This is a genomic window from Streptomyces lomondensis (genome assembly GCF_014651035.1).
In the GTDB taxonomy this organism is placed as follows: Bacteria; Actinomycetota; Actinomycetes; order Streptomycetales; family Streptomycetaceae; genus Streptomyces; species Streptomyces lomondensis.
On sequence record NZ_BMWC01000032.1, the window covers coordinates 1 to 9,114 of the forward strand.

Annotated in this window: 8 protein-coding genes and 1 pseudogene; 2 read left to right on the top strand and 7 right to left on the bottom strand. The window is 70.9% G+C overall.

Annotation, left to right across the window (positions count from 1 at the left end):
- The 4 genes and pseudogenes from IE255_RS38725 to IE255_RS38740 all read right to left on the bottom strand — a co-directional run.
- Positions 1-257 (bottom strand): annotated as a pseudogene (locus IE255_RS38725) (IS21-like element helper ATPase IstB); the annotation flags it as partial.
- A complete protein-coding gene (locus tag IE255_RS38730; RefSeq protein WP_372487643.1) occupies positions 254-1,534 on the bottom strand; it encodes a Mu transposase domain-containing protein in 1,281 nt (426 codons plus the stop codon). The gene IE255_RS38730 and the pseudogene IE255_RS38725, both read right to left, overlap by 4 nt.
- Before the next feature lie 1,822 nt (positions 1,535-3,356).
- Complete coding sequence (locus IE255_RS38735; RefSeq protein WP_190055132.1) at positions 3,357-3,494, bottom strand: hypothetical protein; 138 nt, start codon at positions 3,492-3,494, stop codon at positions 3,357-3,359.
- Positions 3,495-3,506: 12 nt separating this feature from the next.
- A complete protein-coding gene (locus IE255_RS38740) occupies positions 3,507-3,806 on the bottom strand; it encodes a hypothetical protein (protein ID WP_190055133.1) in 300 nt (99 codons plus the stop codon).
- An 855-nt stretch (positions 3,807-4,661) separates the two neighbouring features.
- On the opposite strand from IE255_RS38740, the gene IE255_RS38745 reads away from it, so the two are divergent.
- Entirely contained in the window at positions 4,662-4,946 is a 285-nt protein-coding gene (locus IE255_RS38745; RefSeq protein WP_229906805.1) for an HIT domain-containing protein, read from the top strand.
- A gap of 81 nt (positions 4,947-5,027) precedes the next feature.
- Here IE255_RS38745 and IE255_RS38750 read toward each other — a convergent pair whose 3' ends face one another.
- On the bottom strand, positions 5,028-6,026 hold the full coding sequence (locus IE255_RS38750; protein ID WP_190055134.1) for a YdcF family protein: 999 nt from the start codon (positions 6,024-6,026) through the stop codon (positions 5,028-5,030).
- A gap of 991 nt (positions 6,027-7,017) precedes the next feature.
- Here IE255_RS38750 and IE255_RS40090 point away from each other — a divergent pair.
- A complete protein-coding gene (locus IE255_RS40090; RefSeq protein ID WP_267975655.1) occupies positions 7,018-7,146 on the top strand; it encodes a hypothetical protein in 129 nt (42 codons plus the stop codon).
- Between the two features lie 36 nt (positions 7,147-7,182).
- Here IE255_RS40090 and IE255_RS38755 read toward each other — a convergent pair whose 3' ends face one another.
- Positions 7,183-7,479, bottom strand: a complete 297-nt coding sequence (locus IE255_RS38755) for a hypothetical protein (RefSeq protein ID WP_190055135.1) — start codon at positions 7,477-7,479, stop codon at positions 7,183-7,185.
- A gap of 1,168 nt (positions 7,480-8,647) precedes the next feature.
- On the bottom strand, positions 8,648-9,037 hold the full coding sequence (locus IE255_RS38760; protein ID WP_229906806.1) for an AfsR/SARP family transcriptional regulator: 390 nt from the start codon (positions 9,035-9,037) through the stop codon (positions 8,648-8,650).
- Between the last annotated feature and the right edge of the window lie 77 nt (positions 9,038-9,114).

Genomic DNA, 9,114 nt, shown 5'->3' on the forward strand with positions numbered 1-9,114 from the left:
AGTCGTGTGCGGTCATCAGATGGCGGCGGGGCCGGAAGTGGGGTGAGATGCCGCTGAACCCTGCGTCGGTCGCGGTCCTCGCACTCGGCGAGCAGGAGCTCGGCGAGGAATCCGGCGTAGGAGAGCCCCTCGCGCTCGGCGCGGGCGATGGTGTCGGCGGCCTGGGACCGCATGGTGGGCAGCCGCAGCATCCGGCAGGCGGTGTCGATCGCGGCGTCGGACGCCTGGGCGGTGAGCGCGTGCTGGGCGGCAGTCATGACGGATCCTTTCGTCGCAGGTTCAGCAGTTCGTCCCACTGCTCCAGGCGGGGCAGCGGGCGGGCATCCTCGGGCAGTGACCTGGCCAGACGACGCGGGGTGAGATGGCTGACCTGCGGCAACTGCGGATCCAGCAGTTCGGTCTGGTCCGCCGCTGTCGGCGCCGCAGTGACGGTCGGGGCCCGGCCGGCTGCCTGGGCAGCCTTGCGGGCTTCCAGGGCGACCACATCGTCGCTGCAGGTGCCCAGGTCGACAGCGGCCCGCAGGCCCGCCAGCACGTCCGCATGCTGCTGATGGCGGTGCAGAAGCAGAACCCTGACCAGGGCCTTCGTTCCCTCTATCTCGCCGAGCTGCCGCTGGGCCATGGCCCAGAACGCCTCATGCTCGGCGGTGAACGTGCCCTCGACGCGGGCCTGGTGCAGTGCCTCGGAGCGGTCCAGGGCGCCAGGCTTGCGCAGCAGCACCTCCAGGTAGTGATCCAGGACCAGGTGCTCCAAGCCGCGGCCGGCGAGCCTCGCGTGGCGGGCGATCTCGCGGCGGCCCTCGAAGACGACCAGCATGTCGCCGGTCAGGTGGACGGTGACCTTGCGGTCGATGAAGCGGACCGGGACGGAGTAGGCGCACATCTTCACCGTGATCCGGCTGTAGCGGTCGACCCGCGGCTGGAAAGTCATCGCCGTCTCGAACGGCTCCGGCGGCAGCGGCAGCAGGTGCGGCTCCTCCCGCGCGAAGTCCTGGCCGATGGTGCGGATCCGAGAGCCGATCCGCCGTTCCAGCTCCCGCGCTTCGCACGCGGTGATCTGCCGGTTGAGATCCTCCAGCGTCTCCACTCTCGGCACGGGGGTGAGGTAGTTGCGACGGAAGTAGCCGACTTGGCCCTCCACTCCGCCCTTCTCATGGGCGCCGCGCAGCCCCGGCTCGCAATAGAAGGGGGTGAACCCGTAGAACGTGTGCAGCGCGGTCCACTTGGGGTTCTCCTCCCGTAGCCGGCTGCGGAAGATGACCTTGCGGACGGCCGGAGTGAGGTTGTCGTAGCGGACCTGCCCGGCCGGCGCCCCGCCGAGCACGGACAGGGCATGCACATGGCCTTCGAAGAACGCCTGCTGACCACAGGAGCGGGAGATCCGGTGCACCGCCCGGCCCGAGTAGGCCAGACGGAAGGTGAACAGATAGCACTTCACCCACTGCCCGGCCAGGTCGACCCAGACCTCTCCGAAGTCCACCTCCGCATCCGCCCCGGGGGCGTTGTGCCGGACCAGAAACCCCTCGGCCGGCACCCCGCCCTCCGCTTGCGATCGCCCGGCGGCGGGCGGTGACGAAGTCCCGCACCGTCGTGTAAGGAAGCGTGACGCCGAACTCTTCCTCCAGCCGCGTGCCGATCCGCTTCGCGGTGTGCCGCTGCTTGCGCGGCGCCTCCAGGCCAGCCCGCAGCCACTCGTCGACCGTCTTCTTGTACGGCTCCATCCGCGGCGACGTCCGCGTCGGCCGCTTGCGCGGCTTCGGCACCGGCGAAGCCAGCGCTTCCCGTACCAGGCGCCGGTGGACGCCGTACTTCTTCGACAACGCCCGGACCGACAGCTGCTGTTGCCAGCTGTCGCGGCGGATCCGGTCAAACAGCTCCTGCTTGGTCAACGACATCCACAGCACCCACCCTCGGCGGACCACATCCACCGTCCCACCGCAAGACCCAGGGTGGGGCCACTTCACCCCGCCACTACCCCTAAGTACCTCCCAACGCCCCTCTCAGGGGGGCCAGTTGGAGTCGCCTCGAGTGGAGCCAGATGACACCGCCCTAGCCAGACGCGGGCGCCGGAGCCCGTACGCGACCCGGACTGGGTCAGCCACCGGACCACATGGACGCCGGCTCCGGCTTATGTCGCGGCGCGTGCCGGTGAACGTTTTCCGGACAGGTTGGCCACCGTCTGGCAGGGCGTAACGCGTTTCACGGAGACCAGGCGGAGGACCTGCAGCGTTACCAGAAACGGTGTCGGCTGCTTCTCAAGAACACTGTTGCCCCATTCTGGAAACGGTGAAGCCACCACCCCGAAAACCCTCCTGAGCTGCGGTGATGGCGAAATCCGAAGGTTGTCCACGGCGAGAGATCCGTGAATTCTGCTGTCCGTGGCGCAGATCCCGCGCCGGACATCAACGAATTCAGTGGGGCATCCGTGGAGATCATCATCGCTGCCGTGATCACGGCGGTCGGCACCGTCGCTGCAGCCTGGATCGGGCGGCGCGGCCGCGGGCACGACGGTACGGACAAGGGGCAGCCCTCTGCCTGAGGTTGCGCCTCCTCGAGCCGGTCGTGGAACTGCGCCCAGGTGATGGCCCGAGGACGTCCTCGGCGAATCCGGCGAGGGTGTCGGCCCGCGGCGCGTAAGGGTGCCGTGGCGTAAAGGCCAGGACCAAGGGGTCGACGACGATGCAGTCGTCGAGGACCGCGAGGGTGGCCCGCCGGTCGGCGGCGGGCGCCGCGCGAGCTGCTCGTACTGGTCGAGGTGGGCGAGCCAGTCGGGTACGGCCGAGGTGCGGGTGCACAGGCCGGAGTCGACGATGTTCCGGGGGCCGTGAGGCCGGCGAACCGCGTACGGGGCGGTGCGACAGTCGGGAACATGGCTGCGGACCGTAGGGACGGGCCTGCTGCCGCCCGAGCTCACGGGGGTTCCGACCGTAGTAGTACGCCACGCCACCTTCGGGTCACCGGGGCGGTTCACGCAGGTCGCCGCTGCGGTCGACGACCGTAGCGGTGGTGCGCACTTGGACTGACGCGGCGCACACCGGACGGCGGGCCTACCGCTCGGCCCGCTGCTGCTCGGCCGCGCGGCTGCTCCCTATACTCCCGCTCGCGGGCGGCGTACTCGGCCTGCTGCCAGGCATCGTGGGCTTCGCGGCGGGTTGCCGATCGCCTCCAGGAGCGTCTGGTTGTGCGGCCGGCCGAAGCGCCGGGAGACCGCCCCGGCCGGGCCGTGCTCCTGCAACTGCTTCATGCCGGTGACCACGATGGGCAGTTTGCCGTCGTACCTGTGGAAGCCGTCGTAGGCGGTGCGCTGCCAGTGCCGCTGGGTCAGTTCGGCCAGTTGCGCGATGACGGTGTTGGGGTTACGCGGGCCGATGCGGCGAGCAGCAGCGGGGGTGCGGCTGGTCGCCGTGGCGGCCGTCGGGCATCCACCAGCGGGTGCGCCACATCAGCCGCTCCTTGCCGTCGACGTCCTTCACCTTCCGCTGGCCACACCGCATGTACTTGTCGATCTACGCGGCGAGGACCTGTGCGGACTCATAGCAGTTGTCGATCTCCACTGACAGCGGCGGCATCCCGTCCTCTGGCGCGGTGATGACGATGTCCGCCTGGGCGCCGCCCTTGCCGGGGTTGGACCAGGTGCCCGTCGCGGGCAGCGCCACCTCGGTCGCGTAGGAGGCGATGGTACCCAGCCCGTCCGGCGCGTCGACGGCGGCCTGCGCGGCGGCGAGGATGTCGGCCGGCTCGCGTGCGGGCCGGGACAGGTCCGGCTTCGGGCGCAGCAGGGTGAGCACAGCTTCGTTGACCACCATCGGGTGGGAGGCGCCCGTGCGGCCCGCGCCACGGGCCGGGTTTCCCGTCTCCCCCGCCGGCTGCCCCAACTCGGCGGCGCTGCCTTCAATTCCATGGGCGTCAGGTTGCGCAGCGTGTCCCCGCCCGGGATCTGCCCTCTCCGTTCTCCGGCAGGCCGTGCTTGCGCGGGATCGGAGAGCATCCCGAGGTGCGAGGCGGTGCGGGCCCACTTCCGCTTCGAAGGCTTCGGCTTGTCGCTGTGTCGGTAGCTCAGGTGCGGGGCCGCGATCTGCCGTCGCGACCTTCAGCACTCCGAGCACGCGCAGCACGTCGCCGCGCAGGTTGTTCGACGACCCCGCCGGGTTCTCCTCCCGCTTGCCCGCCAGCAACTCCGCTCCTTCCCCCGTCGTCCGTCGCGCGCGGCCGCCTGCCCTGAGCCGCCAACTCCTTCACGGTCCACGAGCACCCCCGCGGACGCGGGGGTGTTTCGGGGCCCGAGGAGGCCCTGCGGTACAAGGGCGTGTCCTGCCCGTCGACGCCGGGGCGGGGTCCACCGTGTTTCCAGATTGCGTGCCCCGGCCCAAGTGGCCAGTTCGCGCTCAGGCTGCAGCCTGGTCCCGCGGTGTGCGAGCTCTGGGGAATGGAGATGTCTGGCTGGGCGATGGCCTGCCAGACTCGTCGATCTAGCTGGGTTAGGGCCAGCGTGAGGCGGCTTCGGAGGTCTCCAGGGTGAGTGACTGCGCCTTCTGCAGGATCGGGCGAGGCGAGATCGATGAGGACTTGGTCGCCTGCCGCTCGGGAACGTCTTCGTCGTCCCTGCGCTCGAGCAGCGGCAGGACAAGCCTGGCCACGCCCTTGTTCTGCCTGTGTCGCACGTGACCGACCTGCATGACGTACCGGCTGATCTCCTGCATGAGATCTTCAAGGTCACAGCCAGAGTGACCTCGGCAGTGAAGGACGCCTGTGGGGCTGTCGGAAGCACGGTGACGCAGAACAACCACATCCCAGGTCAGGTGCTTCATCACGTGCACGTTCATGTCGTCCCCCGGTTCGAGGACGACGGCTTTCGTATGCCGGACCCGGCACTGCGTGAAGCACCACGAGACGTACGACTTGCCCGAGCTGCTGCCCTCAGGAAGGCATTGCATCTGGGAGCTTGAGCCTGGCGACGGCTGAGGTGGGCCGGTGAGCGTGAGGCCGGCGGCCCACCCGGAGATCGGTCGAGGTCTGCGGCCGGCGCTTCAATGCTCGAAGACCGCCGTCGCCACCGGCACTGCCAGCAGCAGGCTGAGTCCGACCAGGAGGAGGCGGTCCAGCCACAGGATGGCGGCGAATTCGCGCAGTGTCGCGGCCAGCCAGTAGGCGGGGGAGGTCGGCGCGCCCACGACGTGCACGGGCACGCCGACACGGCGGGCCAGCAGGGTCGTGCGGTAGACGTGGAAGCCGCTGGTGACCACCGTGGCACGGTGGCCGGGAGCGGTGGCGTCCACGAGGGCTGCGCTGAAGCGGAGGTTCTGCCCGGTGTTGACGGAGCGGTCTTCCCGCACGATCCGGTCGGCGGGCACGCCGCGTCCGCGCAGATAGTCGGCCATCGCGTCCGCCTCGGAGCGGACCTCGTCGTCGCCCTGGCCGCCCGAGACGACGAACACCACACCAGGCGTGTCCGGTGCGCGGGCGGCGTCGATCGCAAGGGCCCGCTCCAGCCTGCGGGTCAGCAGCGGGCCGGGCCGGTCACCGTCGAGCCCGGCGCCCAGGACGACCACATGGGTGGTTCCCGGCAGGGGGGTGCTACGGCCCCGGACGACCACGTAGCCGGCGAAGACGAGGAAGAGCAGAGTGAGGTATCCCGCGGCCGCGTTCACCGCGACCAGGAGGGCACCGAACGCCTCGCCGCCGACCGCGTGGAAGACCGCGTTGAGGCCGAGCACCACCAGCACCGCGCAGCCGGCGGCCCCGGTCGCCAGCAGGGCTGCCTGCGGTCCGTAGCGCCGGATCAGCAGGAGGCCGTCGGCCAGCAGCAGCAGGCCCAGCGCGAGCGCCAGGAGCAGGGCGGCGACGGCGAGGACGGTGGCGATGGTCGGGTGGGCTGCCGCACTGCGACCGGCCACGCCGAGTCCGGCAGAGGTCACCGCGAGGCAGAACAGGACGGCGGTGGAGAACCGGTGCGGTGCCAGCAGAGCGTTGACGACGGCGCCCACGGCGAACACGACCGCGGCGAGGTACTCCGGGTACTGAGGCATGTGCCGCACCGCACCGCTCCGCTCTCCCGCCCGCCGGGCCGCTGCCGGTACCCGCTCGCCTCTCGCCGCCCGCGGGTTCCCGGACCCTGTACGGACGGCTGCCGGCCATCCTCCCAGACCTGCTGTGGTGCGCCGAACGCGGGCGGGCGGTGGTGCGTTCGGCGGGAACGGCACGTCGCGGCCGGTGGTGCTGCCCGGCGGCCGCGCAGACGCACAGACGGACCGTGTGCCCTGTGGCCCGGTACGGCCGTCGTCGCCGGCGCGTGCGCGGCTGAGGGGACGACCGTGATCGAGGGCGGGACTCGGTTGCGACCAGCTATCCGCGCTTCGCCGAGGACCTGGTGCGGCTGACCCGGGGGGCGCCGAGTCCGGCGCTTGGAGGCACCCTGCCCTGTCAAGCCGGCGGCTCGCTCCCCCGGTTCGCCGTGGGGGAGCAGACGGGCCGCGGTTGAGGCGGCTACCAGGTGTAGCCGTGGTAGGGGAACTCGGCAACGTATGCCTCCTCGACGGCCTTGCGCGCCGCATGCCCGGGCGCGGCGGGGCGGTTCACGGCCGGGCGGCGTCACCGTGACGAGGATGATCCTCGCTCCTGCACCGTGGTGGGGGTCGCTCCTGCACCGTGGTGGGGGCGCCGCACGTCATGCGGGTGTCGGCGGCGTGGTCTGCGTCGATGCGGCGTACTCGTCAGCTGCCCTGACGTCCTCGGGGGCGGCCCGGCCGTCGTAGCGGGTGCCCAGGGCTGTGGTGAAGGTTCGGGGGGGCAAGGTGGCCGTGCAGAACGTCAGCGGCGAACTGGGAGACCTCCCTTTCCTCGCCGTGGTCCCAGCCGGCGTGAAAAGGGACCGTGCCAGAACGGGCTCGGGTCGCAGACCTTTGAGCAGGCCACGACGCTGAACCGGCTGACGAGCGGGTGCAGACGGCTTCACGACCCGTCCGGCCCGGCGGGACGGTACAGGCGGGCGGCGGGAACGTGAGAAAGCCAGCGCGCGGCATGGTGCGTGAACCAGACCACGCCGACGTCGTCGTCGTTGTAGCGGCGAGTGCGCTCGAGGACGTCGTCGACGGCCGCGGAGGACAGCTGTGCCTCCAGGCGCGGTCAGCCCGCCTGCGGGAGCGGTGACGAGGACATCGGCCCGCCAGCCGCCGTGGTCGGCGATCACCTCCAGCTCGCCTGGTGACCGGCCTGACGTACGGCGGCGGACAGAGTGCGCTTCAGGCTCCGGTGCTCCTCCGTCTCGCCGGCGGCCGCGCAGGTGGTGCTGCGGCGGTCGTGCGCGAAGAACCGCCCGCTGCGGCCAGAGACTTTCGCGTGCACCGGCAGCCCGCAGTCGGTGCAGGTCGGCCCCGGGCGCTGCCGCACCCGGTACACCGCCTCCCCGGCCATGCCGGCACCGAGACCGTCGAGGGTCGCATCCAGCGTCCCGTGCCCGTACCGGCGGGCGGTCAGTGGCATCAACACCCTCCCTTCGCTGATCGGCCTGCAACAATCCTCCAGCCTGCCCGCCTGTCAGCCGCGAAGTCGACCCGTGCGCGCGTGAGTTGCGGTGGCGGGCCCGGCACCCGTCGGGCGTTCCCACCGCGGACAGCAGACCGGCAGACGGCGAAGAACTCGGCGAGAAAGCGGTCCGGGCGACCGCCCCGGCGACGGGCGCCGTACGAGAGCCGACTCACGCCTCGGCGACGCCACCGCCCGTCCCGGTGCGGCCGGACAGTGGACACCACAACGACGCTCCCGCAGCAGCGACCTCCTCGTCGACGCCTGCCTGCGTCAGCGGCCGAGCAGCTGCATGACGGCCTCCCCGCAGGCCCGGGGCGCACGAGGAAGGCCTGACGTCTACCGCCCTGTCCCCTGCCGTCCCCCGCAGCAGCGGCGCCTGGGCCGACGGCCGGGGTAGCGGCGGCGGAGGTGGCCTCCTTGGTCTCCGCGACGGGGGCGGGGCTCCCGGCGGGACGGGCGAGCTCGGCGGCCAGGGTCTGCAGGTGCGCCAGGGCGTCCGTGGTCACCGTCGAGGGCATCGGCGCATCTGCGTCCCCCGGCGGCCACGTCGAGCACGGCGCGCGCCAGGCGCCCCCTCGCCGAGCGTCGCGGTGGCGCCGACGCGCACCTGGTCCAGGTCGGCGTGGAAGACGACCGGCCGGTCTGCGCGGCGGTCAACTCGCATTCGTGGGCCGGCACGGTGGTGCGGAACATCCTGGAGTCGCTGGTCGCCAAGGGACGCATCCGACGTCACAAGCAGCAGCGTTCCGTCCTGTACACCGCCGTGCGGGACGCCAGGGGACAGCCGCTTCCACGATCGTCCCACTGGGCCGTCCCTCTTCGAGACCGGTCGGGTCAGGGGCGCCAGGCCGTCCCAGGCTCCCCCTTCCGTGATCCAGGCTCCCTCTTCCGTGATGCGGCCTTTCCCGAGGACGGCGATGCGGTCGGCCCCGCGGATCGTGGCTGGCCGATGGGCGATGACGACCGTGACACAGGCCCTCCTCACGAAAGTCGGCGGCGAGCTGGGCGTTACCCGTGTCGTGCAGGTGGGCGGCGCGGCAGTCATCTTCGCCAGCTGCCTCTTCGCGGCGCCACACCTCGTGGACCTCAGCGTCCTCGCCGAATGCCCCCCCGGGTACGGAAGTCAATCCGGCCGCAAGTCCTGCACCAGTTGGGCCATCTGCTGTGAGGGAGAAATGTTGAGTTCACGCAGGAGGAACTCCTTGTAAGCCTGATAGCGCTTCAGTGCGCTGGCCGCGTTACCTTCAGCGATGTGCACCTCCATGACAATCCGGTGAGCCGTTTCGCGCACAGGATCGATGGCCGCGGCTGACTGCGCCGTCTGCAGAGCGGGCACATAGCACTGCTCTTCCTGAAGTCTTCGCGCCAGCAGCTCCAGAACATGCAGCCGCAACTGGTCCCAGTTCTCACGCTCAAGCACCAGCCAGTCCTCCGACCAGTCGGGCAAGAGTTCACACCGCAAGGCGGCAATGAGGCCGGCCCGCATCTCGGACGGCAGGCACAAGCCCGCCATCACGTCACCCGCAGCCTTAGACGTCGTCTCAGTTGGTGGCGCGTCGGTAGCAGATCAGGGCACTCGCGAGGGCGACG